Source organism: Duganella aceris (assembly GCF_011090165.1).
GTDB lineage: Bacteria > Pseudomonadota > Gammaproteobacteria > Burkholderiales > Burkholderiaceae_D > Rugamonas > Rugamonas aceris.
This window is the reverse complement of record NZ_JAADJT010000002.1, coordinates 141,174-166,488: the sequence shown is the minus strand read 5'-3', so window position 1 is coordinate 166,488 and position 25,315 is coordinate 141,174. Positions and strand designations below refer to the sequence as shown.

At 66.3% G+C, this 25,315-nt stretch carries 26 protein-coding genes; 13 read left to right on the top strand and 13 right to left on the bottom strand.

Annotated elements, in window-relative coordinates; all coding sequences use genetic code 11:
• Nucleotides 1-26 precede the first annotated feature (26 nt).
• Genes GW587_RS05275 through GW587_RS05265 form a run of 3 tightly spaced genes read left to right on the top strand, consistent with a single transcriptional unit; the run spans nt 27 to nt 2,937 of the window.
• Entirely contained in the window at nt 27-428 is a 402-nt protein-coding gene (locus GW587_RS05275) for a response regulator transcription factor (RefSeq protein WP_166099503.1), read from the top strand.
• 2 nt (nt 429-430) lie between these two features.
• The gene (locus tag GW587_RS05270; RefSeq protein ID WP_166099501.1) at nt 431-2,362 is read left to right on the top strand and encodes a putative bifunctional diguanylate cyclase/phosphodiesterase; all 1,932 of its coding nucleotides are present in this window, start codon (nt 431-433) and stop codon (nt 2,360-2,362) included.
• Nucleotides 2,363-2,382: 20 nt separating this feature from the next.
• Nucleotides 2,383-2,937: a methyl-accepting chemotaxis protein gene (locus tag GW587_RS05265; RefSeq protein ID WP_166099499.1), complete on the top strand. Its 555-nt coding sequence runs from the start codon at nt 2,383-2,385 to the stop codon at nt 2,935-2,937.
• Here GW587_RS05265 and GW587_RS05260 read toward each other — a convergent pair.
• From GW587_RS05260 to GW587_RS05250, 3 genes are all read right to left on the bottom strand, one after another.
• Nucleotides 2,890-3,999 (bottom strand): Gfo/Idh/MocA family protein, encoded by a 1,110-nt coding sequence (locus GW587_RS05260; RefSeq protein WP_166099496.1) that lies wholly within the window; start codon nt 3,997-3,999, stop codon nt 2,890-2,892. The genes GW587_RS05265 and GW587_RS05260 overlap by 48 nt on opposite strands.
• Nucleotides 4,000-4,023: 24 nt before the next feature.
• Nucleotides 4,024-5,229 (bottom strand): MFS transporter, encoded by a 1,206-nt coding sequence (locus GW587_RS05255; protein ID WP_166099494.1) that lies wholly within the window; start codon nt 5,227-5,229, stop codon nt 4,024-4,026.
• Nucleotides 5,230-5,322: 93 nt separating this feature from the next.
• Nucleotides 5,323-6,207, bottom strand: a complete 885-nt coding sequence (locus GW587_RS05250; protein WP_166099492.1) for a LysR family transcriptional regulator — start codon at nt 6,205-6,207, stop codon at nt 5,323-5,325.
• Between the two features lie 129 nt (nt 6,208-6,336).
• Here GW587_RS05250 and GW587_RS05245 point away from each other — a divergent pair, with 129 nt between their 5' ends.
• The gene (locus GW587_RS05245; RefSeq protein ID WP_166099490.1) at nt 6,337-7,443 is read left to right on the top strand and encodes an alkene reductase; all 1,107 of its coding nucleotides are present in this window, start codon (nt 6,337-6,339) and stop codon (nt 7,441-7,443) included.
• Nucleotides 7,444-7,569: 126 nt separating this feature from the next.
• Nucleotides 7,570-8,235 carry a FecR family protein gene (locus GW587_RS05240; protein ID WP_166099488.1) on the top strand — a complete coding sequence of 222 codons (666 nt, stop codon included), beginning with the start codon at nt 7,570-7,572 and terminating at the stop codon, nt 8,233-8,235.
• Here the strand turns inward: GW587_RS05240 and GW587_RS05235 are convergent.
• Nucleotides 8,225-9,226, bottom strand: coding sequence for a zinc-dependent alcohol dehydrogenase family protein (locus GW587_RS05235; protein WP_166099486.1), 1,002 nt, complete (start codon nt 9,224-9,226; stop codon nt 8,225-8,227). The two genes, GW587_RS05240 and GW587_RS05235, sit on opposite strands and share 11 nt — an antisense overlap.
• A gap of 121 nt (nt 9,227-9,347) precedes the next feature.
• On the opposite strand from GW587_RS05235, the gene GW587_RS05230 reads away from it, so the two are divergent.
• Nucleotides 9,348-10,253, top strand: a complete 906-nt coding sequence (locus GW587_RS05230) for a LysR family transcriptional regulator (protein WP_166099483.1) — start codon at nt 9,348-9,350, stop codon at nt 10,251-10,253.
• Here GW587_RS05230 and fur read toward each other — a convergent pair.
• Nucleotides 10,228-10,686, bottom strand: coding sequence for a ferric iron uptake transcriptional regulator (gene fur / locus GW587_RS05225; RefSeq protein WP_166099480.1), 459 nt, complete (start codon nt 10,684-10,686; stop codon nt 10,228-10,230). The genes GW587_RS05230 and fur overlap by 26 nt on opposite strands.
• A 373-nt stretch (nt 10,687-11,059) precedes the next feature.
• On the opposite strand from fur, the gene GW587_RS05220 reads away from it, so the two are divergent.
• From GW587_RS05220 to GW587_RS05210, 3 genes are read left to right on the top strand one after another with little or no spacing between them, the layout of a single operon-like run.
• On the top strand, nt 11,060-12,322 hold the full coding sequence (locus tag GW587_RS05220) for a porin (RefSeq protein WP_166099477.1): 1,263 nt from the start codon (nt 11,060-11,062) through the stop codon (nt 12,320-12,322).
• A 25-nt stretch (nt 12,323-12,347) separates the two neighbouring features.
• The gene (locus GW587_RS05215; protein WP_229259302.1) at nt 12,348-12,764 is read left to right on the top strand and encodes a type 2 periplasmic-binding domain-containing protein; all 417 of its coding nucleotides are present in this window, start codon (nt 12,348-12,350) and stop codon (nt 12,762-12,764) included.
• Nucleotides 12,761-15,421, top strand: a complete 2,661-nt coding sequence (locus GW587_RS05210; protein WP_166099472.1) for a bifunctional diguanylate cyclase/phosphodiesterase — start codon at nt 12,761-12,763, stop codon at nt 15,419-15,421. Before GW587_RS05215 ends, GW587_RS05210 begins: the two co-directional genes overlap by 4 nt.
• Here the strand turns inward: GW587_RS05210 and GW587_RS05205 are convergent.
• From GW587_RS05205 to GW587_RS05185, 5 genes are all read right to left on the bottom strand, one after another.
• Nucleotides 15,378-15,989, bottom strand: a complete 612-nt coding sequence (locus tag GW587_RS05205) for a hypothetical protein (RefSeq protein WP_166099470.1) — start codon at nt 15,987-15,989, stop codon at nt 15,378-15,380. The genes GW587_RS05210 and GW587_RS05205 overlap by 44 nt on opposite strands.
• Nucleotides 15,990-16,100: 111 nt before the next feature.
• A complete protein-coding gene (locus GW587_RS05200) occupies nt 16,101-16,721 on the bottom strand; it encodes a helix-turn-helix transcriptional regulator (protein ID WP_166099468.1) in 621 nt (206 codons plus the stop codon).
• Nucleotides 16,718-17,932: an MFS transporter gene (locus GW587_RS05195; protein ID WP_166099465.1), complete on the bottom strand. Its 1,215-nt coding sequence runs from the start codon at nt 17,930-17,932 to the stop codon at nt 16,718-16,720. Before GW587_RS05195 ends, GW587_RS05200 begins: the two co-directional genes overlap by 4 nt.
• 81 nt (nt 17,933-18,013) lie before the next feature.
• Entirely contained in the window at nt 18,014-18,667 is a 654-nt protein-coding gene (locus tag GW587_RS05190; protein WP_166099463.1) for a VOC family protein, read from the bottom strand.
• Entirely contained in the window at nt 18,667-18,864 is a 198-nt protein-coding gene (locus GW587_RS05185; RefSeq protein ID WP_166099461.1) for a YqaE/Pmp3 family membrane protein, read from the bottom strand. Before GW587_RS05185 ends, GW587_RS05190 begins: the two co-directional genes overlap by 1 nt.
• A 111-nt stretch (nt 18,865-18,975) precedes the next feature.
• Between GW587_RS05185 and GW587_RS05180 the strand changes: the two genes are divergently transcribed.
• Entirely contained in the window at nt 18,976-19,497 is a 522-nt protein-coding gene (locus GW587_RS05180; RefSeq protein WP_166099458.1) for a hypothetical protein, read from the top strand.
• Here GW587_RS05180 and GW587_RS05175 read toward each other — a convergent pair.
• The 3 genes from GW587_RS05175 to GW587_RS05165 all read right to left on the bottom strand — a co-directional run bounded on the left by GW587_RS05175 (nt 19,445) and on the right by GW587_RS05165 (nt 22,712).
• On the bottom strand, nt 19,445-20,470 hold the full coding sequence (locus tag GW587_RS05175; RefSeq protein ID WP_166099455.1) for a transporter: 1,026 nt from the start codon (nt 20,468-20,470) through the stop codon (nt 19,445-19,447). The two genes, GW587_RS05180 and GW587_RS05175, sit on opposite strands and share 53 nt — an antisense overlap.
• Nucleotides 20,470-21,309: an HDOD domain-containing protein gene (locus GW587_RS05170; protein WP_166099453.1), complete on the bottom strand. Its 840-nt coding sequence runs from the start codon at nt 21,307-21,309 to the stop codon at nt 20,470-20,472. The genes GW587_RS05175 and GW587_RS05170 overlap by 1 nt, the downstream gene beginning before the upstream one ends.
• Before the next feature lie 119 nt (nt 21,310-21,428).
• Complete coding sequence (locus GW587_RS05165; RefSeq protein WP_166099450.1) at nt 21,429-22,712, bottom strand: D-amino acid dehydrogenase; 1,284 nt, start codon at nt 22,710-22,712, stop codon at nt 21,429-21,431.
• 97 nt (nt 22,713-22,809) lie between these two features.
• Here GW587_RS05165 and GW587_RS05160 point away from each other — a divergent pair, with 97 nt between their 5' ends.
• The 3 genes from GW587_RS05160 (at nt 22,810) to GW587_RS05150 (ending at nt 25,273) form a co-directional block, all read left to right on the top strand.
• A complete protein-coding gene (locus tag GW587_RS05160; RefSeq protein WP_166099447.1) occupies nt 22,810-23,301 on the top strand; it encodes an Lrp/AsnC ligand binding domain-containing protein in 492 nt (163 codons plus the stop codon).
• 71 nt (nt 23,302-23,372) lie between these two features.
• Nucleotides 23,373-23,666, top strand: a complete 294-nt coding sequence (locus tag GW587_RS05155; RefSeq protein WP_166099445.1) for a CCDC90 family protein — start codon at nt 23,373-23,375, stop codon at nt 23,664-23,666.
• Between the two features lie 53 nt (nt 23,667-23,719).
• The gene (locus GW587_RS05150) at nt 23,720-25,273 is read left to right on the top strand and encodes a hypothetical protein (RefSeq protein WP_166099442.1); all 1,554 of its coding nucleotides are present in this window, start codon (nt 23,720-23,722) and stop codon (nt 25,271-25,273) included.
• Nucleotides 25,274-25,315: the final 42 nt, after the last annotated feature.

The window sequence follows — 25,315 nt, the reverse complement described above, 5'->3', positions numbered from 1 at the left end:
CCGCCATCCGAACATGGGAGTAGCCAGTGTCTTATCCGGAACCACATTTTTGCAATATCGCCATCGTTGACGACGACGACGCGGTGCGGCTCGCCCTCAGCAGCCTGCTGCGCTCCTACGGCTACACCGCCGACGCCTACGATTCCGCATATGCCTTGCTGGCCGCCGGCGGCCTGGGCGACTACCACTGCATCGTCACCGACCTGCAAATGCCGGGCATGAGCGGCATCGAGCTGCTGGAACTGCTGCGCCGCCAGGGCAACCAGCTGCCGCTGATCCTGATGACCGCCTTCCCCGAGCCGGCGCTGCGCAAGCGCGCGTTGCAGAGCGGCGCCTCCTGCTTCCTGAGCAAACCCTTCGAAGCGAACGAACTGCTGCGGTGCCTGCGCCAGGCCGGCGGCGCCGACCCCTCATCTCCACAGGAGTAGTCATGACCAACACCATCGGCACCTCACGTCGTCTCATCTACATCATGTTGCTGCTGGTGGTTGTGGCCAGCGTGACGTTGTCGCTGGTGATGGAAAAAACCGCGCACAACATCCGCCGCAACGAAACGCCGTTGCTGACCAAGGCGGTGCCGCAGCTGCGCTACCTCGGCGACTTCGAAAGCGCCGTGCTGCGCTATCAGCTGGCGCTCGACAAACGCTTCACCGCATCGATCACGCCGGAACGCTACCAGTTTTTGGAGAGCATGGGCCGTGGCGAACTCGATGCCTCCCTCGCGCAACTGCGGCCCAGCCTGGGCGATGGCCCGGAGCTGGGCGTACTGCGTGAAGGCTACCTGCGCATCATCAAGCTGACACCGGAGTTCGAGCGCAACGTCGATACCAATCCGGCCGCCACGCGCCGCGTGCTGATCGCCATGAACGAAGACGTCAAGCGCCTGCGCAAGGACGTCGACGATATGCAGCAGAAGGTGCAGGACGCCATCTACGAACAGGGCCGGATGGCCAGTCACAGCATCTCCTGGATCACGCTGCTGGTGCATTTGTTCGACGTGCTGGCGGTGCTGACCTGCCTGTTCATGCTGTACCACGTGCGGGCCCGGGTGCGCGTCGAGGACGAACTGAAACACCAGGCCGGCCACGATCCGCTGACCGGCCTGGCGCACCGCCGCAGCTTCGAGGCGCGGCTGGCTGCCTTGCCGGCGCAGCAGCAGCACGTGGTGGTGCTGGGCACCATCGACCGCTTCTCGCGCATCATCGGCGGCTTCGGCCACGCCTTCGGCGACCGGGTGATGATCGGCCTGGCGGGGCGCATCCGCGCCGCCGCCGAACGCAGCGGCGGCCAGGTGTTCCGCCTCGACGGCGCCAACTTCGCTATCTTGTACCAGATGGATTGCAGTGGCGCCGAATTCGCGGCGGCGATGGCCGGCCTGCGCGACGAGGTGCGCAGCCCTTACGACTGCGAAGGGCATGAGATCTTCACCACCCTGAGCCTGGGCGCGGTCAGCTATCCGAGGGACGGCGCCACGCCGGAAGTCCTGCTGCGCAACGCCGACGCCGCTTTGCAGGCGGCGCGCAAGGCGGGCGGCGACCGGCTGGTGCCGTATTCGCAGCAGCTCAACGCCGCCGCCGGCGAGCGGCTGGACATGGAATCGCTGCTGCGCCACGCCGTCGAGCGCGAAGAGCTGGAGCTGCATTATCAACCGCAGCAAGGGCTGCACGACGGCGGCTTGATCGGCTTCGAGGCGCTGGTGCGCTGGCGCCGCAACGGCCAGCTGATTTCGCCGGCCGACTTCATTCCGATGGCCGAGGAGTCCGGCCTGATCGTCGCGATCGGCAACTGGGTGCTGGAAGAGGCCTGCCGCCAGGTCAGCGTGTGGCAGGCGGAGACCGGACGGCCGGTGGTGGTGGCGGTGAATATCTCGCCGCGCCAGTTCGCCGCGCCGGGCTTCCTGCCGCATCTGGAGGAGCTGCTGGCCACCAGCCATGTCGATCCGGGCAGCATCGAGCTGGAAATCACCGAAAGCGTGATGGTGGAAGATGCCGAGGCCGCGATCGCCTTGCTGCACCGCCTGCGCGCGCTCGGCTTCCGGCTGGCCATCGACGATTTCGGCACCGGCTATTCCAGCCTCGCGTATCTGTCGCGCTTCCCGATCCACAAGCTCAAGATCGACCAGTCCTTCGTCCGCAACATGCATTCGGTGCGCGAGCAAAGCGCCATCGTGCAGGCCACCATCGGCCTCGGTCACAGTCTTGGCCTGACGGTGATCGCCGAGGGCGTGGAGACCGAGGCCCAGCGCGGCATGTTGAGCGGCTGGCGTTGCGACGAGATACAGGGTTATTACTACAGCCGTCCGCTGCCTGCGGACTCCGCACTGAAATTCCTCGAAGGCAGCCTGCAACTGCAGGCCGCGTAAAAAAATCAAAGGAGGTCGCCATGACTGACGCGCTTCCGCAGCGTCGAGTTGTTCCATGTGGTGTCGAGGTGCACAAGCTGATGGAGCAAACCGCCGTCGTGGCGCGCGAGGCGGAATTGGCGGTGTCCACGGTGACCGATACCATGGGCCGCATCAGCACTTCGTCGCGCCGCATTGGCGACATCGTCGGCGTGATGGACAGCATCGCCTTTCAGACCAACCTGCTGGCGCTGAAGGAGGTCGGCGGCGGTAGCCAGGTGGTGGAGCAGGCTGGCGCCACCATCGATCAGGTGGTGCGCGGCGTGCGGCGCGGCGCGGCGCTGATGGGCGATATCAGCACCGGCACGCGCGAGCAAAGCCTCCTTCTGCAACTGGTGAACCGTACGCTCAGCACCATGGACGGCGTGACGCAACAGAACGCCACGCTGGTGGAGGAATCGCTGGCCGCCATCGTCTCGCTGCAGGAGCAGGCGACGCAACAAGAGCCGTGCCACGCCGGACTATTGCGGCGGCTTGGCGTCGTCCGGCTATATCGCGGGACTGGTCTGAACCCGCTTGCCGCTGGCGCTGGATAGCTCGATGCTGTCGATCAGACGGTGCATCGCCAGCGCGTCGGCGAAGGTCGGCGCCAGGCGGCGCGTGCCTTCCCGCACGTCTTGCGCATAGGCGGCGTAGAGATTGGCCAGTTCCAGCTGGCTGCCTCCCAGGTCGCTCGGCGGCAGCCAGTTGTACATCTCGGGGATGGTCAACACCCGCATCGCCTGGCCGTCGCCCTGGGCGCCTTCGATGACGTTGAAGGCCTGGCCGAAGCTGGTGCCGTTGGAGATCTTCAGGTCGCCGGTCGAGCCGGTGATGTCCAGCTGCCAGCCGTAGTTATTGCGCTTGCCCGCCTCCAGGTGCGCCGACAACACCGCGCCGTTGGCGAAGCTGCCGTTGACCACCACCTGGTCGGCCATCGTGTGCGGCAGCGTTTCGCCGGTTTCGATCAGCGTGACCTCCTTGAACTGGTTGACGGCCAGCGCGCCGATGCTGGTCGGATGGCCCAGCATGGTGAATACGGCATCGAAGAAATGGCCGCCGTAGATATGCAGCAGGCCGGAATAATTCTCCTTCGGGACCGTGAAATACAACGCCGCCTTGCGCAGCGCCTGGAAGTACTCGACGCTGACGTGCATCCGCACCGAGCGCAGTTCGCCGATATAGCCGTCGCGCAGCAGGTCGCGCACATAGCGGTAGTCCGGGCCGAGGCGGCGCTGCAAGCCGACCACATGGCGCACACCGGCCTTTTCGGCCAGCGCCATCAGCTCGCACGACGTCTCGACGCTCGGCGTCAGCGGCCATTCGCTGTAGACGTCCTTGCCGGCGGCGATGGCGGCGCGAATCGCCTCTTCATGGCTGGGCGCCGGATTCAGCACCAGCACCAGATCGACCTCCGGATGCGATACCAGCGCCTGCAGGGAATTGAGCGCGTGCGGAATGTCGTGGCGCGCGGCGACGGCATCGGCCTTCTCTTGGCTGCGGCTGAAAATGGCCTTGATCTCATACTGCGGCAGCAGCTTGAGGGCGGGGATGTGGCCGTACTCGGCCCAATTGCCGACGCCGACGATGCCGACGCGGATTTTTTTTCTGGCGTTCATGGTGATTCCTTAGGTGGTGGCCAATCAGGCCGGGTTGGGTGTTTTAATGGCCTGACGGCGGCCGTTGGCCAGGGTCAGCGCCAAGGCTGCGCTCATGCTGGCGGCGCTGGCGTAGCCCAGGTCGGCGACGCCGCTGTAGGTCAGCGTCAGCGATCCGAGCGCCGCGCCGAGCGAGAAACCGAGATACATGAAGGACGCGTTCAGCGACAGCACGATCGGCGCAGCCTTGACGCCGGCCACGCCGACCAGCGTGGTTTGCTGCGCCGGATAGAAGGCCCAGTGGGCGATGCCCCAGGCGATCACCGCGATAGCGGCCGGCCAGATCTCCAGTGCGCGCGGCAGCAGGTGGGCGCTGGCCGACAGCAGGATGAAGCTCAGGGCGGAGGTCAGCAGCGCCGGCACGATGACGGCGCTCGGACCGCGCCGGTCGATGGCTTTGCCGCTGATGAACAGGCCCAGCGCGGCCGATGCGCCCCAGGCGAACAGGATGTAGCCGACCTGCGCGCCGTGCAGATTGGTCCGGGCGCCGATGAACAGCGCCAGATAGGTATAGGTGGTGTAGCTGGCCATCGCCCACAGCGTGGTGACCAGCAGCGTCGACAGGATCGCCGGCCGGGCGGCGGTCTTGACCCGCTCGGCCAGCGTGGCCGTGCCCAAATTGGCGCCGATGCCAGGCGGCAGGCCGAACACCAGGCCCGCCGTCGCCAGCACCGACAATGCGGCGACGCCGCCGAAAGTGGCGCGCCAGCCCATGCCGTCGCCGATCATCGCGCCCAGCGGCACGCCGAAGGCGATCGCCAGCGACAGGCCGCCGTTGACGATGGCGATCGCGCTGCCGCGTTTTTCCGGCGCCACCACGGCGCTGGCCAGCGCGTTGGCGCCCGGGACGTACAGCCCGGCGGCGAACGCCAGCAGCACCCGCGCCGCCATCAATTGCCAGTAGTCGTGCGCCAGCCACGCCGCGACGTTGGCCAGCGCGAAGCCGCCCATGGCGACAATCAGCAGCGCGCGGCGGCCGATATGGCCAGTCAGCGCGGTCAGGATCGGGGAGCTGAGGGCGTAGGCGAGGGCGAATACCGTGACCAGTTGACCGGCGGTGGCGACGCTGACCGCCAGGTCGGCCGCCATGCCGGGCAGCAGGCCGGCGATCATGAAGCTCTCGGTGCCGACCGCGAAGGTGCCGACCGCCAGCCAGTAGAGCGGGGCGTTGCTACTGATGCGTGTGTCCATGATTTACTCCGAAAAGATCGATGTACCCAGTGTGGGCGCATGTCTTTCCGGAATAAAGAGGCTCAAGTTCCGATCATATCGGAGATAAAACTCCTAAATACGCATATTGCCGACCACGTAGTCGATGAAGGCGCGCAGCTTGGGCGAGGCGTGGCGGCTGGTCGGCCAGAGCATCGAGAAGGTCACCGTCTGGTCCATATACTCGTCCAGGATGATGCGCACGCGGCCATCCTTCAGGTCGTCCGCGATGATGAAGGTTGGCAGGAAGGCGATGCCTTCTCCCTCCAGCAGCGCATACGAGATCGATTCGATGTCGCTGCTGGACATGCGTTCCTTCAGCAGCGGTTCGGCCTCGCCCTCCGGCAGCTTGAACGGCCAGCGTTCGATGCGGCCGGTGGTGGGGAACTTGTGCAGCAGGCAGGCATGGCGCGAAAGCTCCGACGGGTGCGACGGCGTGCCGTGCTGCGTCAGGTAGCTGGCGGCGGCCACCACCACCTGCGGGCAGGAGCCGATGCGGCGCGACGCCAGCCGCGAATCGTGCTGGGTGCCGGTGCGGATCACGGCGTCGAAACCTTCCTCGATGATGTCGACCATGCGCTCGGACAGGTCGATGTCGAGCGCGATGTCCGGATAGCGCCGCATGAAGCCGGTCAGCGTCGGCATGATCAGCGCGGTCAGCTGCGGGGTGCTGACGCGCAGGCGGCCGCTGGGCGTGCCGGACAGCTCCGACAGTTCCGACTCGGCCGCTTCGACCTCGCTGAGGATGCGGCGGCAGCGCTCCAGGAACAGCGCGCCCTCGGCGGTCAGCGTGATGCTGCGGGTGCTGCGGTGGAACAGGCGCACCGCCAGCCGCTCCTCCATGCGGGCGATGCTTTTGCCCACGGCGGACGACGACACGCCGAAATGCGTGGCGGCCTTGGTGAAGCTGCGCATCTCGGCGACCGTGACGAACATCGAAATCCCGCTCAGGCTATCCATCTGTTCACTCCGCATTTGGTCGATTAAGGAAGTATCTGTCCGATATCTTGGGAATGCAAGCCCATTTATCTTCAATGACCGGTCCCCTATATTGGCTACATCGCAGTACAACCCATTTGGAGAGAAATCATGAACAAGCTTATGTCCGCAGTCACCGTCGGTCCTTTCAACTTCGCCCACCGCGTGGTGCTGGCCCCATTGACCCGCATGCGCGCCGAAGCCGGCGCCAAGCCTGGCCCGCTGATGGCGGAATACTACGCCCAGCGCACCTCGAAGGACGGCTTCCTGATCGGCGAAGCCACCATCGCCGCCGAAAACGGCAACGGCTACCTGGGCGCGCCGGGCCTGTACGATGACAGCCAGATCGCCGGCTGGAAGCTGGTCACCGAGGCGGTGCACGCCAAGGGCGGCAAGATCTTCCTGCAGCTGTACCACGCCGGCCGTCAATCGAACAAGGACGTGCAGCCGGAAGGCAGCATCCCGGTCGGTCCATCCGAAGTGCCGCACGGCGGCGTCGCCTACACCACCGAAGGCTGGGTGCCGAACACGCCGAACCGCGCGCTGACCATTCCCGAAATCGAAGGCCTGGTCGAAAGCTTCCGTCTGGCGGCGTTGCGCGGCAAGGAGGCCGGCTTCGACGGCGTCGAGCTGCACGGCGCCAACGGTTACCTGTTCGACCAGTTCCTGCAGGACGGCAGCAACAAGCGCACCGATATCTACGGCGGCTCGTTCGAGAACCGCGCGCGCCTGCTGATCGACGCCACCAAGGCCGTGATCTCGGTGTGGGGCAGCGACAAGGTGGCGGTGCGCATCGGCCCGAGCGGCACCTGGGGCGACATGTCGGACACCAATCCGGAAGGCCTGTTCACCTATGTCGCACAGCAGCTGGCGAGCTTGAAGCTGGCCTATCTGCACCTGATCGAGCCGCGCATCGCCGGCAACATCGAGGACGAGACCAAGGACCAGGCGCCGCTGGCCGCGCAGCTGATCCGCAAGCACTACAAGGGCGTGATCATCGCCGCCGGCGGCTTCGACGGCGCCAAGGCGGAAGCGATCCTGCAGGCCGGCGACGCCGACCTGGTGGCCTTCGGCCGCCACTTCATCGCCAATCCGGATCTGCCGGAGCGTCTGCGCAACGGCTGGCCGCTGAACGACTACGACCGTCCGAGCTTCTTCGGCGGCACGGAGGTCGGCTACACCGACTATCCGTTCTATGAAGTAGCCAAGGCCGCATAAAACGGATAAATGATTTATGCCGTTTAGCGTCGGCGGCCGCGGCCCGGCGCACCGGGTGGTGCAAGCGCCGACCATCTGGGCGCATCCGTGGTATAAATACCCGTTCAAATTTTGCCAGGGTGTTGTATGCGGATTCGTTGTGTTGTGGCGGCGCTGCTGCTGTTGAGTGGCGCGGCTTCGGCGGCGCAGGTGGCCGGTGTGGTGGTGCAGGCCAGTGGCGCGATGAGCGCGCGCTCGGCATCCGGCGCGGTCAAGCCGCTGCAGGCCAGGTCGGAGGTGGAAAGCGGCGACACGCTGACCACCGCCGCCGGCGCCTATGCGCTGGTGCGTTTGATCGACAACAGCGAGTTGACCCTCAAGCCCGGCTCCACCGTCGTCATCGACCAGTTTTCCTTCGACGCCGACAAGCCCGACGCCGACCGCGCCGCGTTCACGCTGGTCAAGGGCGGCCTGCGCTCGGTCACCGGCATCCTCGGCAAGCGTAGCAAGGAAAAGTTCGCGCTGAAGACGCCGAGCGCCACCATCGGCATACGCGGCACCACCTTCTTCCTCGAATACCTGAGCGGCAAGGGCGATGTCGACCCGTCGCCCGGCCTCGATCCCGGCCTGCACGTCCATGTGAGCGAGGGCGGCATCTCCATCGTCAACGAGGCCGGCCGCTTCCAGTACGATCCCGGCCAGTTCGGCTTCATCAGGAACGACAAGACCCGGCCGGTGAAGATGTTCACCAATCCGGGCATGCGCTTCGCCCCGCCCAAGTCCTTCGGCGAGGCCGATACGCTTACGCCTTAGCCACTTCCACCACCACCTTGCCGCGCGCCGTGCCGTCGATCAGCGCGGCGTGGGCGGCGCCGACACCGGCCGCGTCCAGCGCGTAGACGGCCGGATCCAGCATCACTTTCAGTTTGCCGGCGGCGTACAGCGCGCCGGCTTCCTTCATGATCTCGCCGTGATGCGCGCGGCCCCGGCCCGACAGCAACGGCAGCAGCGTGAACACGCCGGAATAGGTCGCGGCGCGGAACGACAACGGCGCCAGCGCGTGGGTGCCCCAGCCCAGGCAGCTCACCACGTGGCCGTGATACGCGCGCGCGGCGCGGAACGACGCGTCCAGCGTCGCGCCGCCGACCGTGTCGTAGACGATGTCGAAGCCTTCGCCGTCGGTGTAACGCCGCACGTATTCCTCGACGCCGGTGGCGCGGTAGTCGATGAAGGTGGCGCCCATGGCTTCGATGACCTCGCGCTGTCCGGCGCTGCCGGTGGCGTAGACGGTGGCGCCCAGCGCCGCCGCCAGCTGCACCGCCATGTGTCCGACGCCGCCCGCGCCACCATGCACCAGCACCGTCCTGGACGCGCCGTTGCCAAGATGTGCGCGGTCGACCAGGCCTTCCCATGCGGTGATGAAGATCAGCGGCAGCGCTGCCGCTTCGCGCATCGTCATCGACGGCGGCATGTGCGCCAGCAGGCGGGCGTCCACCGCCGCGTATTCGGCCAGCGAGCCTGGCACGCCGCCGATGCCGCCGGTCATGCCGTAGACCCGGTCGCCGGCGGCGTAGCCGTCGACCCCGGCGCCGACGCTGTCGACCACGCCGGCCAGGTCGATGCCCAGCACCGCCGGCAACCGGGCCTGGGCGTGATCGGCCTTGCCGGCGGCGATCTTGGTGTCGAGCGGATTGACGCCGCTGGCGCAGACCCGCACCAGCACCTGGCCGGGGCCGGCGACGGGAGGTTCGATCCGCTGGTCGGCGAGCGGGGCGCCGAAGTTGGTAAGTACGACTGCTTGCATGATGAGCTCCTGGTTGGTTGATGCATGCAGTCTAGAGCGGGGCGGCGCAAAGAAAAACCGGGCCGGATCGCATGCAGTATCCCTGAATCGTGAATAATGGCGTTGTTAAAAGGGGAACGCGATGGATCGTCTGGATGCCTTGAAGGTTTTTTGCGCCGTGGTCGACGCCGGCGGCTTCAGCCGCGCGGCGGCCAAGCTGGGGATTTCCACCTCGTCCGTGACCCACCAGATCGGCGTGCTGGAGGCGCACTTCGGCGCGCGGCTGCTGAACCGCACCACGCGCAGCATGTCGCTGACCGACGAAGGCCGGCGCTGCGTCGAACAGGCGCGCCGCCTGCTGGAGGACATGGATGAGCTGGAGGCCAGCATGGGCGACGCCCAGCAGCAGGCGCGCGGCAGCCTGCGGGTCGACATGCCGGACATCCTGGCGCGCCGCTTCGTGGCCCCGGCGCTGCCGCGCTTCCTGGCGGCGCATCCGGAACTGAGCGTGCGCCTGTCGGCCAGCGACCGCCTGATCGACATGATCGACGAGGGCGTGGACGTGATGCTGCGCATCGGCGAGTTGCCCGATTCGGCGCTGGTCGGGCGCGCCATCTTCAAGAACGACTATATATGCTGCGCGTCGCCGGAGTTCATCACCCGCCACGGCCGGCCGGAGCACCCGGACCAGCTGGACCGCTTTCCCTGCCTGAACTTCGTCTATCCGAAAGCGCGCCAGCTGCGGCCGTGGCGTTTCCAGCAGGACGGCCAGCCGTTCAGCGCCACGCCGCGCGGCGCGGTGGCGATGGACCATGTGGAATCGCTGATCGACATGGCGCAGCAGGGCGGCGGCATCGTGCAGCACCTGACGGTGTCGCTGCTGGAACCGCTGCGCAGCGGCGCGCTGGTGCCGCTGCTGGAGCCGTGGCGGGTGGCGGGCCCGGATGTGTCGGTGCTATACCCGCAGCGCCATCAGCGCGCGGCCCGGATCAAGGTGTTCGTCGATTTCGTCGAAACGCTGTTCAAGAACGCCGCAGCTGCTTCTTAACGCCGGACAGCGGCTTGATATTGGCCGCGCAGTCGCCGCAAAAGCCGTACAGCGACAGCGAGTGCTCGTGCAGCACGAAGTTGCGTTCCTTGGCCACCGCCTCCTGGCGCGCCTCGATCTCGGCGTCGAGGAATTCCTCCATGCGGCCGCAGTTGGTGCAGATCAGATGGTCGTGGTGGCCGCCTTCGTTCAATTCAAACACCGAGGCCACCGATTCGAAATGGCGGCGGATCAGGATGCCGGCGTCGGCGAACTGCATCAGCACGCGATACACGGTGGCCAGGCCCATGTCGATATGCTCGTCGTGCAGCAGGCGATAAACGTCGTCGGCGTTCAGATGCTTGCTTTTCGATTCCTGAAACAGCTGCAGGATGCGCAGGCGGGGCAGGGTGGCCTTCAGGCCGAGCTTGCGCAACTCTTGAGGGATATCCATGGGCTCCATAATTGATAATGATTCTTATTCTCATAATATCCGCAATTTATTTAACAGGCAATAAGCGATTGCTCAAGATGGAAATTTGGACAATGGATCAGATAATTTTTTGCTATGTTAGTTGTTTTAAAAATAGCGAAAAGTGTGATTTTCTGAGAGTATTTTCGATAAATCGCGTTAACTGATCGACAGTTGCCGTAGAGCAGTATAAAGTTCATGTATCCGAATAAGTTCTTCGGAACGGCACCCCGGCTCCGTGCCCCCGACACACTCCCACCTGGTCAAGACAGACGCTCCGCGTGCGCGGAACGCATGCGCTCGCGCGCACATTCGGGACACAGGGCTTGCCGTACGCAGATAGACAGGAACACGAATGACCAAAGTTTTTCCACCGTTGAGGTTGAGCGTCACACTGGCGGCGACGTTGCTGCTGGGCTGCCGCATCGCCGTCGCGGCCGAACCGGCCGGCGACGACGCTTCGCCGCGCTGGAGCTTCGGCGGCTATGGCACGCTGGGCGTGGTGCACAGCAGCGAGGACGGAGCGGACTTCACGGCCAACGTGGTCAATCCCGGCGACGCCGGCCATAGCCGCGCCTGGAGTCCGGCCGTCGACAGCCGCATCGGCATGCAGCTGGGTGTGCAGCTGGACAGTCAGTGGTCGGCGGTGGTGCAACTGGTATCCGAGCGCCGGCTGCAAGGTGGCTACAAGCCGCAGTTTGAGTGGGCCAACATCAAGTACCAGGCGACCCCGGACCTGAGCGTGCGCCTGGGCCGCATCGCGCTGCCGATGTTCCTGACCGGCGACTACCGCAAGGCCGGCTATGCGCTGCCGTGGGTGCGCCCGCCGGTGGAGTTGTACGGCGCCATCCCGATCAGCAACAGCGACGGCGTCGACGCCAGCTACCGCTGGCGCGCCGGCGACGCCAACAACGTCACCCAGGTCTTTTTCGGCCGCACCGACATTTCGATCTCGTCGACGGCGCGCGCCCAGGCGCGCTCGCTGACCGGCCTGTCCAACATCACCACCGCCGGCGCGCTGACGCTGCGCGCCAGTTTCCTCACCACGGTGCTCAGCGTCGGCCTGGCGCGCGAGCTGTTCGACGGTCTGCGCATGTTCGGGCCACAGGGCGCGGCCTTGGCCGAGCGCTATGAAGTCAACGCCAAGCGCGCCGACGTCGGCTCGCTCGGCTTCAACTACGATCCTGGCGAGTGGTTCTTCATGGGCGAGATCGGCCGCATGAACGCGCGCTCCTACCTGGGCGACAAGACCGCCGCCTACCTGAGCGCCGGCTATCGCGTGCACGACTTCACGCCTTACCTGGCCTACTCGGCGGTGCGCGCCAACACCGCGATCCATGTGGACGGCCTGGACCTGGCGGCCTTGCCGCCGCAGCTGGCGGTTCCCGCCGCGCAGCTCAACGCCGGCCTGAACCAGCTGCTGGCCACCATCTCGCACCAGCGCAGCATCACCGCCGGCGTGCGCTGGGATCTGCATCCGAACTATGCGCTCAAGCTGCAGTACGATCGCATCACGCCGCAGCGGGGATCGAACGGCACCTTCATCAACGTGCAACCGGAGTTCCGCTCCGGCCGGCCGGTCACCGTGTTGAGCGCCGCGCTCGACTTCGTGTTCTGAGGTGGCCGCGATGAGGATACTTCTGATGAATATGCTGGCCTGCCTGCTGCTGTCGAGCGGCATGGCCGGCGCGGCGGAGCTGGTGGTGATCGTTTCGGCCCGCAGTCCGGTGAGCGCGCTGCGACCCGACCAGGTGACCGATATCTTCCTGGCGCAGACCGGCCGCTTCCCCGACGGCGAGCCGGCGGTGGCGCTGGACCTGCCGCTCGGCAGCCCGCTGCGCAATGAGTTCTACAGCGTCATGGCGGGCAAGTCGCCGGCGCTGATGAAGGCTTACTGGACCAAGATGGTGTTCACCGGCCGCGGCCAGCCGCCGCGCGAGCTGGCGAGCAGCGCCGCCGTGCGGAAAATGGTGGCCGACAATCCGTCCATGATCGGCTACATCGACCGCGCCGCGCTGGACGCCAGCGTCAAGGCGGTGACCGTGCAGGTGGCGCGATGAACAACGGCGGCAAGCAGGACACGCTGCGCGCGCGCTGGATGCGCAGGGGACTGGATACCCACTTCTCGCTGCCGCTGTTCGCGCTGTTGCTGCTGGTGGCGATCTGGGTGGTGTCGTTCCACGAGATCGACGCCGAGCGCGAGCACGCGCGCGAGGCCGCCGCCGACACGCTGCGCGAAATGCTGGGCACTTACGAGGCGCAGGTGGCGCGCAGCCTGGACGGCATCGACCAGACGCTGCGCGTGCTGAAATACGCGGTCGAGCGCAAGGGCGCGCTGGGCGCGCTGCCGGAACTGGGCCGCGAAGGCCTGCTGCCGCCGGGCGTGGTGTTCGTGGTCAGCATCGTCGACCGCAACGGCATCACGGTGGCCAGCAATCCGCGCGCGCTGTCGATCTCGGTGGCCGACCAGTCCTACTTCAAGTTCCACCAGGAGCGCGACAGCGGCTCGACCTACGTCAGCCACGCCTTGCGCGACGTCGCCAACACCGAATGGCATCTGCACTTCACGCGCCGTCTCGACGACGACGACGGCAATTTCGCCGGCATCGTCATCGTCGAAACCGATCCGGCGTATTTCACCAGCAGCTATGAGCGCAGCCGTCTCGGCGAGCACGGCATGCTCGGCCTGGTCGGCGCCGACGGCGTGGTGCGCGCGCTGCGCATCGGCGACCAGCTGACCTTCGGCCAGCATGTGACCACCCAGGACGATCTGGTGAAGTTGCCGGAAGGCGTGCGCAATTACAGCGGCATGCGCCCGTTGCACGGCGTGCCGCTGAACGTGCTGGTGGGACTGGACGAAAATGAACCGATGGCCGGCTTCGAACGCATGCGGCGCGAGAAGCTGTGGGAGTCGGCGATCGCCAGCACGGTGCTGGTGTTCGTCACCGCGTTGCTGTGGCTCTGGTCGTGGCAGGGCGCGCGCAGCCGCGCCCACGTGCGGCGCGCGCAGGAAACCTACGCGGCGGCGTCGGCGGCCAGCCTGGACGCCTTCCTGGTGATGCGCGAAGTGCGCGACGCCGCCGGCGACATCGTCGACTTCGTCATCGTCGACGCCAACCAGCGCGCCGAGGAGATGACCGGCCATAGCAAGCAGGAATTGTGCGGCATGACCTTGTGCGGCTTCATGCCGCAGGCGCGCAGCAACGGCATGTTCGGGCATCTGATGCATGCGATGCGCCACGGCGGCGTGCACGAGCAGGAATGGGAAAACACCTTGCCGCAGATCCGCGCGCGCTGGCTGCACCAACAGGTGGTGCCGGTGGAGAACGGCGTGGTCGCCATCATCCGCGACATCTCGGAGCGCAAGCTGGCCGAGGCGCGCATGCTGCACCTGGCCCACCACGATACCTTGACCGGCCTGCCGAACCGCATCCTGATCGCCGACCGGCTGGAGCTGACCATCGCCCAGGCGCAGCGCAGCGGCGGCGCGGTGCTGGTGGCCTTCATCGACCTGGACGGCTTCAAGCTGGTCAACGATGGCCTCGGCCACAACGCCGGCGACGAGCTGCTGAAGGTGGTGGCGGCGCGGATGGAAGGCTGTTTGCGCGCCGGCGACACGGTGGGCCGCTTCGGCGGCGACGAGTTCGTGCTGCTGCTGAACGGCAGCGGGCGCGCCGGCGACGCCGCGCCTGTGCTGGAGCGGGTGCGCGAAGCGGTGCTGCGGCCGGTGTCGCTGAACGGGCAGGATGTGCAGGTCAGCTGCAGCATCGGTGTCGCGGTCTATCCGGGCGACGGCGGCGACGCCGAGACCCTGCTGATGCACGCCGACGCGGCGATGTACCGCGCCAAGGACCTGGGCAAGAACAACTGCCAGTTCTACACCAGCGAGATGAACGCGCATATCGAGGAAAAGCTGACGATGCTGGAGGGCTTGCGCTGCGCGCTGGACGAGGGCCAGTTCCGCCTGCTGTACCAGCCCAAGGTGGATCTGCGCGACGGCAGTGTGTTCGGGGTCGAGGCGCTGGTGCGCTGGGATCATCCGCAGCACGGCGTGATCGGGCCGGACCGCTTCATCCCGCTGGCCGAGGAGAGCGGCATGATCATCGCGCTCGGCGACTGGGTGCTGCGCACCGCCTGCCTGCAGAACCAGGCCTGGCAGCGCGCCGGCCTGGCGCCGCTGCGGGTGTCGGTCAACGTCTCGCCGCGCCAGTTCGAGGAATCGGGCCTGGTGCAGCGGGTGGCGCAGGCGCTGCAGGACAGCGGCATGGCGCCGGAGTGGCTGGAGCTGGAGGTGACCGAAGGCGTGATCATGCGCGACCTGCAGCAGGCCGTGGCCAAGATGGCCGAGGTGCGGGCGATGGGCGTGTCGCTGTCGATCGATGATTTCGGCACCGGCTACTCGAGCCTGTCTGCGCTGAAGTCGTTCCCGATCAGCACCCTCAAGATCGACAAGTCCTTTGTGCGCGACCTGGGCCGCAGCAGCGGCGACGAGGCGATCGCCAGCTCCATCATCGGCCTGGCGCATCGCCTCAAGCTGCGCGTCATCGCCGAAGGCGTGGAAACCGAACAGCAGCGCAGCTTCCTGCGCGACAACGGCTGCGACGAGATGCAGGGTTATCTGTTCAGCCGTCCGGTGTCGCCGGAACAGCTGTTGACGTTGCTGCCGCCGCCGGTTACAGCTGCGCCAGTGCTTCGGCGGCTACGGGTGGTAACGTGATGTTGTTGGCCTTGGCGTAGTCGACCACCGCTTTCAGCGTCTGCCCCAGCTCCTTGACCGCGCCGGGCAGCGCCTTGGTCAGATAGATCGAGGAGGCGCCGGCGGCGCCTGCGGGCTTGATCGCCTTGCGCATCTCGACCAAATCGCGCGACATGCCGGCATACTGGATCACGCCGCGCGCCAGGTCGCCGATGCCCATGCTGAACTGCAGCCTGGCGGCGTCGTCCAGCTTGGCCTTGGCCAGTTGCTGCTCCAGCGCCTGGCCGCTGTCCGACTGCGTCTTCAAGGCGTTTTCGATCTGGGCGCGGGTGGCGTCCGGCGCCAGCGCGCCGGCTTCGGCGCCGGCTTTCGCCGCCAGCTCGGGCAGACCCACCGCAGCCAACAGCGTCTTGTCGGCGTTGAGCAGGGCCTGCGCGTTGCCGACGAACTGGGCGACGATCGCCGGCGGGTTGATGTTGATCTTGTCGACGCCGGCGTAGGTGCCGCCGCCATTGCCCAGTTGCGCAGCAGCGCTGCCGCAGGCCAGCAGCAATGCCGCGGCGGCCAGTCGGTTCAGGTAATTTGCCATGAGTGGTTTCCGTTGGTTATAGAGATGGCGCAGGCGCCGTGCCGCCATTGTGCCAGTTGCGGCGCGTGCAAACATATCAAAATGTAACGGCGTCGGCGCGAATTCTCCTGCCTACACCTTCTTGATAAGATAAACGCAACGCCGCGCGCCGGCCAGCATGTGTTCGACGCGTCCGACCGAACAGTCCGGGCCCAGCACCCGCTGGAAGACGTCGAGTTCGGAGCGGCAGAACTGTTGGCACTGTTTGGCGGCGGCGCAGATCGGGCAGTGGTTTTCGATCAGCAGCAGGCTGCCGTCGTCGCGCTGTTCGACTTCGGCCATATAGCCTTCGGCGCTGCGCGCCTGCACCAGCGCAGTCACCCGTTCCGGCAGCGATCTGGCGCCGGCCAGGTGGCGGCGGTATTGCTGTTCGCTGATGGTCTCGCGCGAGTCGATCAGCTTATCCAGGCCGGCCTCGCCGAACAGCGTGCGGACTTGCTCGATCAGTTGCAGCGTCAGGTCGGCGTGGCGGTCGGGGAAGCGGGCGTGGCCGGCCTCGGTCAGCAGCCAGCGGCGCGACGGCCGGCCCGGCTTGTCGGCCACGTCCTCGTAGGTGACCATGCCTTTCTCCTGCCACGCTTCGAGCTGGCGGCGCGCGCCCATCGAGGTCAGTTCCAGCAGCGCGGCCAGCTGCTGCGCGGTCTGCGGGCCGCGCGTCTTGATCAGGAACAGCGTCTGTTCGGCGGTGTTCATGGCAAGGCGGCGCCGGCCCTGGCGCTCATGCTGTGGTGCCAGGCCTGCATGCGCCACGCCGACCATGCCGTCAGCGCCGCGCCCAGCAGCAGGATCAGGCGGGTGTCGATCAGCGTCAGCACCGCGCCGATCAGCGCCATGATGATGTTGGCCAGGCAGAAGGTGGTGGAGATCAGGCCCATCACCGCGCCCTGGCCGTGGGCGCCGAAGCGTTCGGCGCACCAGTTGGGGACGATGGCGTTGTAGAACGAGTGCGGGATGCCGAACAGGACGATGGCGGCGATGCCGAGCCTGGCGTCGCCGGCCGCCAGCAGCGTGATCATGGCGGCGGTGATCAAGGCGAAGCGGCGCGCGCGCAGCAGCGGTTCGCCCTGGAACGGGCGGCCGGCGATGATGGTGGTGGTGGTCATCACGGCGCACATGGCGGCGGTGATCCAGGCGATGCCCTGGGCGCCGTAGCCGGGCACTTCCACCAGCCACAGCGGGTAGAACTCGTAGAAGCCGGTCACGCCGCAGGTGTAGGCCAGCGTCACGATGAACAGGTTGCGCAGGTCGGGTTCGCGCAGCAGGTTGAGCGAGTGGCGGTCGCGCGCCACCTGCCACCAGGAGGTGGTGGCGCCGCTGGGCGCTTCGCGCGGCAGGGTGGCGGCGACCAGCGCGGCCACCAGCAGCAGGGCGGCGACGGCGACCCAGAACGGCGTGGTCAGGCCGAAGCCGAGGGTGGCGCCGGCCAGCAGCGGACCGGCCAGCCAGCCCATGTAGAAGGCGCCGTTCAGCCACGACAGCGCTTTGCGGCGCAGGTCGCCGCTCAGGCGGTCGGCCAGCAGGGCGCGGGCGACCGAGCCGCTGCCTTCGAGCAGACCGGTGGCGAAGCGGGCGACGATGAACAGCGGGTAGGATTCCATCAGCAGCGCGCAGGCGGTGACGGCGTGGCCGATGGCGGCGCCGACGGCGGTGATCAGCAGCACCGGGCGGCGGCCGTAGCGGTCCGACATCGGGCCGAGCAGGGCGGAGCCGATCAGCAGGCCGAGCGGGTTGATGGTCAGCGCCAGACCGAACAGCAGCTTGGGCGGCAGGCCGAGGAAGGTGTTGAGGCCGTTGCTGGCGCCGGCGGCGAACAGCGGCGGCAGGATCGGGTAGGGCAGCGAGGCGCCGATGGTGGAGAGCAGGGCCAGCAGGCAGGCGGCGCCGATCAGTAGTGGAGTTTTCATACCGCCACTGTAATCCGCGCCCGTTAATAAGTAAACGAAAATGTTTACATTAATCCGAGTTCGCACACCACCAAGCAAGTATCAGTACCTGACAATCAACGGCAGGTGCGGGCGCAGGTCGTGGCTCCCGCCCTGGCGGTGATCGTCGAAAATGACTTCCATCAGATGTTCGCCGCCGGCCACGAACCGGACCTGGCCCGTGCCGCGCGCGGCGGTGGCGGCCTCGGACAACTGCTCCGCGCCCGGCATGGTCAAGGTGATCGCGCTGATCCGGTTCAGCTCCAGCGGATGATACAGCGGCTCCTGGCGCTCGAACGGATAGGCCGCCGGCGCCTTCGCATCGGCGATGAAGAACCACAACGGCTCGGTCAGCGGCGCATCCATGCCGATATCGATTTTCATTCCCGGCGGCAGGTAGGCCGGCGTGTACGCCCAATGCGGGAACGGCGCCTCGCCGGCATCGCCCGCCGGCCGGAAGCAGACGCCGAACGGCGACGCCTGCTCCATCGACAGCCGCTCGAACAACATGGTGGGGCGCGTCTGCTCGCTCTGGATCTCGGCGTGATCGGCGATCCACAGCAGCTCGATGAAGATGTTCTCAAAAAAGAAGCGGCGGTTCTCCGTGCCCTGGCCGGGGTGATGGTTGCCGGACCCTTCGGCCCATCCCAAGGCCAGCAAGTGTTCCGCTTCCGGCGCGCCGCCGCTGGCGCGGATGAAGATGTGATCGATCTGCATCAGCGTCCGCGCTGGTCCAGCGCGCGGTCGATTTTCTGGTCGGTCTTGAACTGGCTGAGCGAATACACCGCCCAGATCGCGGCAGGCAGCCAGCCGATCAGCGTCAGTTGCAGGATCAGGCAGATGACGCCGGCGAACGGGCGGCCGATGGTGAAGAAGGTCAGCCACGGCAGTATCAGGGCGATGAGCAGGCGCATAGGTGGTGCTTTCGGTGTGATGAGATGGATATCACTATACCTCGCCGGCGCAAATCGATATGCGCGCAATCTCACGTATGATGGCGATCATTTCGTTCACACAGTCCCAACATGAAACCATGGTTTGCCGGCGAGCGCGGCGCGTATTTCTTTCTGCTGCTCGGCATCGGCCTGATCCTGCTGTTCGCCGCGCTGGAATGGCGCTTCCCGGCGGAGGAGCAGCTGCGCAGCGCCAGCGGCCGCGTGACGTGGAACCAGTCCACGCGCGGCGCGCTGTACTTCGCCATCGGCGCCGACAGGCGGCAGTTCGTTTTATATGCCAAGGGCGACGCCGAAGGCCGCCAGCGCCAGGCGGTGCTGGACGCGGTCATGTATCCGCTGACGGTGCGCTTCGATCCGCAACGGCCGTCGCGCAACGGCTACGGCGAGGGCGACTTCCACACCGTCTACGGCATCGCGGTCGGCGGCAAGGAGGTGGTCGGGCTGGACGCGGTGCGCGCCAGCTACCGGCGCGACAACCTGATCGCGCTGGTGATGGGGCTGATCTTCGCCGCGTACGGCGGGCAGCGCGTGCGCAACGCTAGCGCTGCCCGCGCTGCCGGCGGAACGCCACCAGGCCGGCGATCACGGTGAAGCTGGCGACGATCGCCACCACCACCCAGAAGCCATGCGGCGCGTCGGCCAGCGGAATGCCGCCGACGTTCATGCCGAACAAGCCGGCGATGATGTTAATCGGCAGCGCCAGCACCGTCACCACCGTCAGCACGAACAGGCTGTGGTTGTTGGCTTCGGCGGTCAGCGCCGCGATCTCTTCCTGGATCAGCTTGATGCGCTCCTGCAGCGAGGCCATATCCGCCAGCACCATCGAGAATTCCTCGGTCGACTGGCTCAATTCCTGCGCGTCGATCTCCGCCACCCAGGCCGGCGGCCGTTGCAGCAAGCGGAACAGCGCGGCCGGCTCCGGCGCCAGCAGGCGCTGAAGCCGCACCAGCACCCGCCGCAGCGAGCCGAGGCCGGCGCGCTGCGTGGTCAGCTTGCCGGCCAGCAGATTGTCCTCGATGCCGTCGACGGTGCTGATGGCGCCGCGTACGATCTTGATCAGCGCGTCGGCCTGGTCGCGCAGCAGGTGGATCAGCAGCGCCACCGAGGAGCGCATCGGCTCGCCGTTGCGCACCGCGTTGCGCAGGCCGTCGATCGCCTTCAGCGGCTTGCGCCGCGCGCTGATGACGATCTGGCTGTCGACGCTGAGCCACAGCGTGGAGATGTCCGACGCGTCGAACGAGAAATCGTGCAGCACGTCGTTGACCACCGCGATCAGCATGTTGTCGACCAGTTCGATGCGGGTCGAACGCGGGCCTTCGTGCAGCGATTCGTAGAATTCCTCCGGCAGCGCGGTGTGCTCGTGCAGCCACTTCTCGCTGGCGGTGTTGGCCAGGTTGTAGTGCAGCCAGACGAATTGTTCCGGGTGCTGTTCGCGCACCTTGAGCCAATCGCGCGCGGCGTCGGTGTCGAGCGGCACGCCCTTGCCGTCGGGCGTGCGGCCGAACAGGTAGCCGCAGACCAGGCCGGACTGGTCGGAACCGTAGGAGGGCGGGGATGCGCTCATCAAACCAGCAGCGCAGCGCTCATTTCGGCGGCGTCGACCCGGGCTTCGCGCAGTATCGCGATCATTTTTTCCTGGTCGATGAACAGGTCGATGGCCGAGTCGGAATGCGGCGGCAGGTCGCGCTGCGGCTCCTGCAACGGCGATTTGACGTCGGTCAGGTGGTTCGCCAGCAGCAGCGTGTCGAGCAGGGTATCGGGCGGGATCGACATGAAGCTGTCGCGCAGGCCTTCGATGGCTTCCGCCACCGGCTCCGGGATGCACAGCTTGCGCATCACCTCGCGGGTGATGATTTCCTCGCTGGCCGAATGCCAGTTTTCCGGATCCTCTTCCAGCAGGCCGGGGAATTCGTCGGCGCGCGACAGCAGGTAAAAGCCGCCCACTTCATGCACGATGCCGGCGAACAGCGCGGTATCCGGATTGACGCCGGTGACCTGGCGGGCGATCACGCGGGCCAGCGCGGCGACGGCGATGGTGTGGTCCCACAGCTTTTCCGCCTTGGCGCGCACCGCCGGATCGGAGATCTTGCTGCCGAACTGGCGCACCACCATGGCGGCGGCCAGCGCGAACAGGTTCTGGTAGCCGATGCGCATGATGGCGCCGCGCACGTTGGTGATGACCGGGGCGCCGGCGCGGTTGAACATCGCCGAGTTGGAGATGGCCACGGTGCGCGCCGCCAGCAGCGGTTCGGCCAGCACCAGGCTGATGGCGGTGTCGACCGGGCACTCGGGATCGTCCAGTGCCAGTTGAACGCGGAGCGCCGCATTTACGCTGGTAGGGAATACCAGTTCGCCACGAATGGCCAGGGCCGCGATATGGCCGAATGCTTCAAGTTTATTCATGGTCAAAATTATACGCAGGCTTGGCGTCAATCTCAACGCCATGATCGCGTTGTGGCGGCTTAGTCGACAGATAAAAGGCGGCGATGCGACAATCTCGCCGCCTGAGGCCCCGCCGGGCGTCAGGCGCCGGCCAGTTGCGGCTGGCGCGGCGCGCGGTCGGCGCTGTAGCGGGCCACCGACAGGTCGTCGGCCAGGATCGCCGGACGGCGCGCCGAAATGATATCCGACAGCAGTTGCGCCGAGCCGCAGGACATGGTCCAGCCCAGCGTGCCGTGGCCGGTGTTGACGAACAGGTTGCGCAGGCCGGTGCGGCCGACGATCGGCGTGCCGTCGGGCGTCATCGGCCGCAGGCCGGTCCAGAAGCTGGCGCTGGCGGTGTCGCCGGCGCCCGGGAACAGGTCGTTGACCACCATTTCCAGCGTCTCGCGGCGGCGCGGGTTGAGGCGCTTGTCGAAGCCGGCGATCTCCGCCATGCCGCCGACGCGGATGCGGTCGTCGAAGCGGGTGACGGCGATCTTGTAGGTTTCATCCAGGATGGTCGACACCGGCGCGGCGTCGGCGTCGACGATCGGCACCGTGATCGAGTAGCCCTTGAGCGGATAGACCGGAATCTCGACCAGCTTCTTCAACAGCGGCGTCGAGTAGGCGCCCAGCGCGACCACGTAGGAGTCGGCGGTGACCAGTTCGGCGCCGCATTGCACGCCCTTGATGGCGTCGCCGTCGCCGACCAGGCCGGTGATGTCGACGCCGTAGCGGAACTTGACGCCGAGTTCTTCGGCCATCGCGGTCAGGCGGGTGGTGAACAGCTGGCAGTCGCCGGTTTCATCGTTCGGCAGGCGCAGGCCGCCGACCAGCTTGTTCTGGTCCAGGCCGGGTTCGGCGGCGACCAGTTGTTCGCGGTTCAGCAGCTCGTAAGGCACGCCGGTCTCTTTCAGGACTTCGATGTCCTTGGCGGCGTCGTCCAGCTGCTTCTGGGTGCGGAACAGCTGGGTCGTGCCCTGCTGGCGGCCTTCGTACTCGATGCCGGTGGCGGCGCGCAGGGTCTTAAAGCAGTCGCGGCTGTATTCGGCCAGGCGCACCATGCGTTCCTTGTTGACGGCGTAGCGCTCCGGGGTGCAGTTTTGCAGCATCTGCCACATCCATTGCAGCTGGAACAGCGTGCCGTCCGGGGTGATCGACAGCGGGGCGTGGCGTTGCAGCATCCACTTCATCGCCTTCAACGGGATGCCGGGCGCGGCCCACGGCGAGGCGTAGCCGGGGGAGATCTGGCCGGCGTTGGCGAAACTGGTTTCCAGCGCGGGACCGGGCTGGCGGTCGAGCACGGTCACGTCGTGGCCGGCCTGGGCCAGATAGTAGGCGCTGGTGACGCCGATGACACCGCTACCCAAGATCACAACACGCATATTGCCCCCGATTATTTAGCTGCCAGATATTCCGCTATGGTATTCTCGTATAACTAGTATTTGTTACTGTATAGCGTGCTAAAAACAGTGGATCTTCATGCGAATTCAAAAGGAATCGGTCCGTACCCTGGACAAGCTTGACAGAAAGATATTGCGCATCCTGCAGGAGGACGGGCGGATATCGATGAAGGACCTGAGCGAGCAGGTCGGCTTGTCGATTACGCCGGCCATCGAGCGGGTCAAGCGCATGGAGCGGGATGGGGTGATTACAGGGTATCACGCCCGGATCAGTCCGCAATCGCTGGGGGCCAAGTTGCTGGTGTTTGTGGAAATTACGCTGAATCAGAAGTCGGGGCCGGCGTTCGAGCAGTTCCGGCGCGAGGTGTTGCGGATTCCGGAGGTGCAGGAGTGCCATCTGGTGTCGGGCGATTTCGATTACCTGATCAAGGCGCGCATCCACGAGATGGCCGAGTACCGCACGCTGCTGGGCGACATGCTGCTGTCGCTGCCTGGCGCGGCGCAGTCGAAAAGCTATGTGGTGATGGAGGAGATCAAGGAAACGTTGATCCTGTCGACCGATGCGGGTTGAGATGGCTCAAGGTGTGGCGCTTGCATCGCGCCGCCGGAGGAGGAAAATGGAGGAACGCCTTGGAGGACGCCATGATCTTTATCGATACACTCAGCTACGCAAAACGCCTTGAATCGGCCGGCGTCCCGGCGCAGCAGGCGGAAGCGCATGCGATGGCCTTATCGGATGTCTTGATGACGCAGGTGGCCAGTAAATCCGACCTTGCGGCGCTGGAGGAAAGATTAATGCTTTTTATAAAAGAGCAGATAGCGATCTTGCGCGGAGAACTGGCAGCGCAAAAGGTGGATATGCTCAAGTTGATATTGGCGTCGGCGCTTGGCCAGACTGCCGCCATCATCGCCGCGATTCGCTATCTGCCTCACTGAATCGGCGCTTCAGTTAGAATGCCATCTTGGCATCAAACCAAACTGGAGCAGGTGTGAATAGTCAGCAGGGTACGCCAGCCAATCTTCCTGTCCGCTCGCTCGACGAGCATATGTCCTCGGATCAGAGCTTCAGCTCGGCCTATGCGCGCGCCGTCGGCGCCATCGCCGGCAACGAGGGCAGCCTGACGCTGGCGCAGTTCGCCGCCGTCACCGACATCGCCGGCGACGGCAAATCCTCCGCCGTGTTCACCGCCCTGGTCCTGAACGCCATCGAATCCGGCGTCGACGTCGACTGGGCCTTCAACGCGCTCGGCCGCAGTTGCGCCGGCATCGAACAGGCGGCGCGCGAGAACGCGCTCGGCATGACCATCCCGCTGCTGGCGCTGCACGGCGCCGATGCCCGCATCCTGGCGCAGCGGCTGGCCAAGGCGCTGTCGGTGCGGCTGTCGCCGGAGCAGATGAACCAGCTGCCGCTGGCGGAAGAGCGCGGCATCCTGGCCAATCTCGGCGACCAGGCGCGCCGGCTGGTGCGCGGCCGCTCGCTGGCCGACGCGGTGGCCGACTTCGGCCGTCACGCCGGCCAGCCGCTGCTGGTCGAGCACGCGCGCAACTTCCAGTCCGGCGACATTGACCAGCAGCAGCTGCGCGACATGGTCGGCAGCACCACCACCGCGATCGCCCACGACATCGATGTCTACCTGGAGCAGGCGCGCATGCTGTCGCAGGGCGAAGCCACCGCCGCCACGCTGGTCACCGCCGCCAACGATCTGAAGAACCAGGTATTGCAGCGCCTGGCGCTGGTGGAGCAGCGCATCGCCTACGAGCGCAGCCTGCTGGTGGAGGAAATCGACGACGCCGTCCACGACGCCGGCAACGCCATCGAACTGGCGATCACCGACCGGCTCAACACCGACCAATGGAAGGACGACGATGTCTGGGCCAGCATGGGCCGGCACCAGTTCGGCCAGGAGATGGAGCGCCGGCTGGACCGCATCGTGCGCCGCAAGGAGCAGGCGCTGCATCTGCTGCAGGATGATCTGCGACTGTTCCAGTCGGCGATGCGCTTGAATCAATCGTCGGTGTTCCAGCGTCAGCACCATTCGACCCTGGCCAAGCTGATGCCGCGTTTGCGGGTCGGCACGCGCATCGTCAACAGCGTCGACACGGCGGCCAACGTCACGCTGATGAGTGGTGCGGTGGTGGCGGCGGGCACCGGCACGGCGGCCTATCTGATCGGCGCGGCGGTGGTGTTGCCGGTGGTGGCGCCGGTGGCGCCGTTCGTCGGTGGCGCGGTGCTGCTGGCCGGCGCGTTCAAGTGGTTCACCGACGGCGGCAAGCGCAAACGCACCGAGATCCGCGACAAGCGCGCGGCGTTCGAAGGCGAATTGCGCAAGCAGCTGACGGCGGCCGAGCAGTCCTTCAACACGCAGCTGGATCAGGTGGCGCTGGGCTTCCGCGATTCGGCCTTGCAGCTGCTGACGCCTTTGCTGCTGGAGGCCGAAGCGGCGGGGCGCGTGCCCGGCATGCGGCAGCGCATCGCCGACCGCGTCATCACCCAGGCGCAGGCGGCGATCCGTCAATTGGACGCCGAGCTGCGCAAGGGGTAGCGGCTGGCGTGGCGCTTCACCCCGCAAGGCGTTGACTCTCTG

Excerpts from the sequence above, each read along its gene's own strand:
- GW587_RS05270 (WP_166099501.1), top strand. The coding sequence starts at position 431 with ATGACCAACACCATCGGCACCTCACGTCGTCTCATCTACATCATGTTG.
- GW587_RS05205 (WP_166099470.1), bottom strand. The coding sequence starts at position 15,989 with ATGGCAAATTACCTGAACCGACTGGCCGCCGCGGCATTGCTGCTGGCC.
- GW587_RS05200 (WP_166099468.1), bottom strand. The coding sequence starts at position 16,721 with ATGAACACCGCCGAACAGACGCTGTTCCTGATCAAGACGCGCGGCCCG.
- GW587_RS05245 (WP_166099490.1), top strand. The coding sequence starts at position 6,337 with ATGAACAAGCTTATGTCCGCAGTCACCGTCGGTCCTTTCAACTTCGCC.
- GW587_RS05265 (WP_166099499.1), top strand. The coding sequence starts at position 2,383 with ATGACTGACGCGCTTCCGCAGCGTCGAGTTGTTCCATGTGGTGTCGAG.
- GW587_RS05260 (WP_166099496.1), bottom strand. The coding sequence starts at position 3,999 with ATGAACGCCAGAAAAAAAATCCGCGTCGGCATCGTCGGCGTCGGCAAT.
- GW587_RS05195 (WP_166099465.1), bottom strand. The coding sequence starts at position 17,932 with ATGAAAACTCCACTACTGATCGGCGCCGCCTGCCTGCTGGCCCTGCTC.
- GW587_RS05170 (WP_166099453.1), bottom strand. The coding sequence starts at position 21,309 with ATGAATAAACTTGAAGCATTCGGCCATATCGCGGCCCTGGCCATTCGT.
- GW587_RS05235 (WP_166099486.1), bottom strand. The coding sequence starts at position 9,226 with ATGCAAGCAGTCGTACTTACCAACTTCGGCGCCCCGCTCGCCGACCAG.
- fur (WP_166099480.1), bottom strand. The coding sequence starts at position 10,686 with ATGGATATCCCTCAAGAGTTGCGCAAGCTCGGCCTGAAGGCCACCCTG.
- GW587_RS05250 (WP_166099492.1), bottom strand. The coding sequence starts at position 6,207 with ATGGATAGCCTGAGCGGGATTTCGATGTTCGTCACGGTCGCCGAGATG.
- GW587_RS05240 (WP_166099488.1), top strand. The coding sequence starts at position 7,570 with ATGCGGATTCGTTGTGTTGTGGCGGCGCTGCTGCTGTTGAGTGGCGCG.
- GW587_RS05155 (WP_166099445.1), top strand. The coding sequence starts at position 23,373 with ATGATCTTTATCGATACACTCAGCTACGCAAAACGCCTTGAATCGGCC.
- GW587_RS05160 (WP_166099447.1), top strand. The coding sequence starts at position 22,810 with ATGCGAATTCAAAAGGAATCGGTCCGTACCCTGGACAAGCTTGACAGA.
- GW587_RS05190 (WP_166099463.1), bottom strand. The coding sequence starts at position 18,667 with ATGCAGATCGATCACATCTTCATCCGCGCCAGCGGCGGCGCGCCGGAA.
- GW587_RS05185 (WP_166099461.1), bottom strand. The coding sequence starts at position 18,864 with ATGCGCCTGCTCATCGCCCTGATACTGCCGTGGCTGACCTTCTTCACC.
- GW587_RS05215 (WP_229259302.1), top strand. The coding sequence starts at position 12,348 with ATGAATATGCTGGCCTGCCTGCTGCTGTCGAGCGGCATGGCCGGCGCG.
- GW587_RS05180 (WP_166099458.1), top strand. The coding sequence starts at position 18,976 with ATGAAACCATGGTTTGCCGGCGAGCGCGGCGCGTATTTCTTTCTGCTG.
- GW587_RS05220 (WP_166099477.1), top strand. The coding sequence starts at position 11,060 with ATGACCAAAGTTTTTCCACCGTTGAGGTTGAGCGTCACACTGGCGGCG.
- GW587_RS05165 (WP_166099450.1), bottom strand. The coding sequence starts at position 22,712 with ATGCGTGTTGTGATCTTGGGTAGCGGTGTCATCGGCGTCACCAGCGCC.
- GW587_RS05210 (WP_166099472.1), top strand. The coding sequence starts at position 12,761 with ATGAACAACGGCGGCAAGCAGGACACGCTGCGCGCGCGCTGGATGCGC.
- GW587_RS05230 (WP_166099483.1), top strand. The coding sequence starts at position 9,348 with ATGGATCGTCTGGATGCCTTGAAGGTTTTTTGCGCCGTGGTCGACGCC.
- GW587_RS05175 (WP_166099455.1), bottom strand. The coding sequence starts at position 20,470 with ATGAGCGCATCCCCGCCCTCCTACGGTTCCGACCAGTCCGGCCTGGTC.
- GW587_RS05255 (WP_166099494.1), bottom strand. The coding sequence starts at position 5,229 with ATGGACACACGCATCAGTAGCAACGCCCCGCTCTACTGGCTGGCGGTC.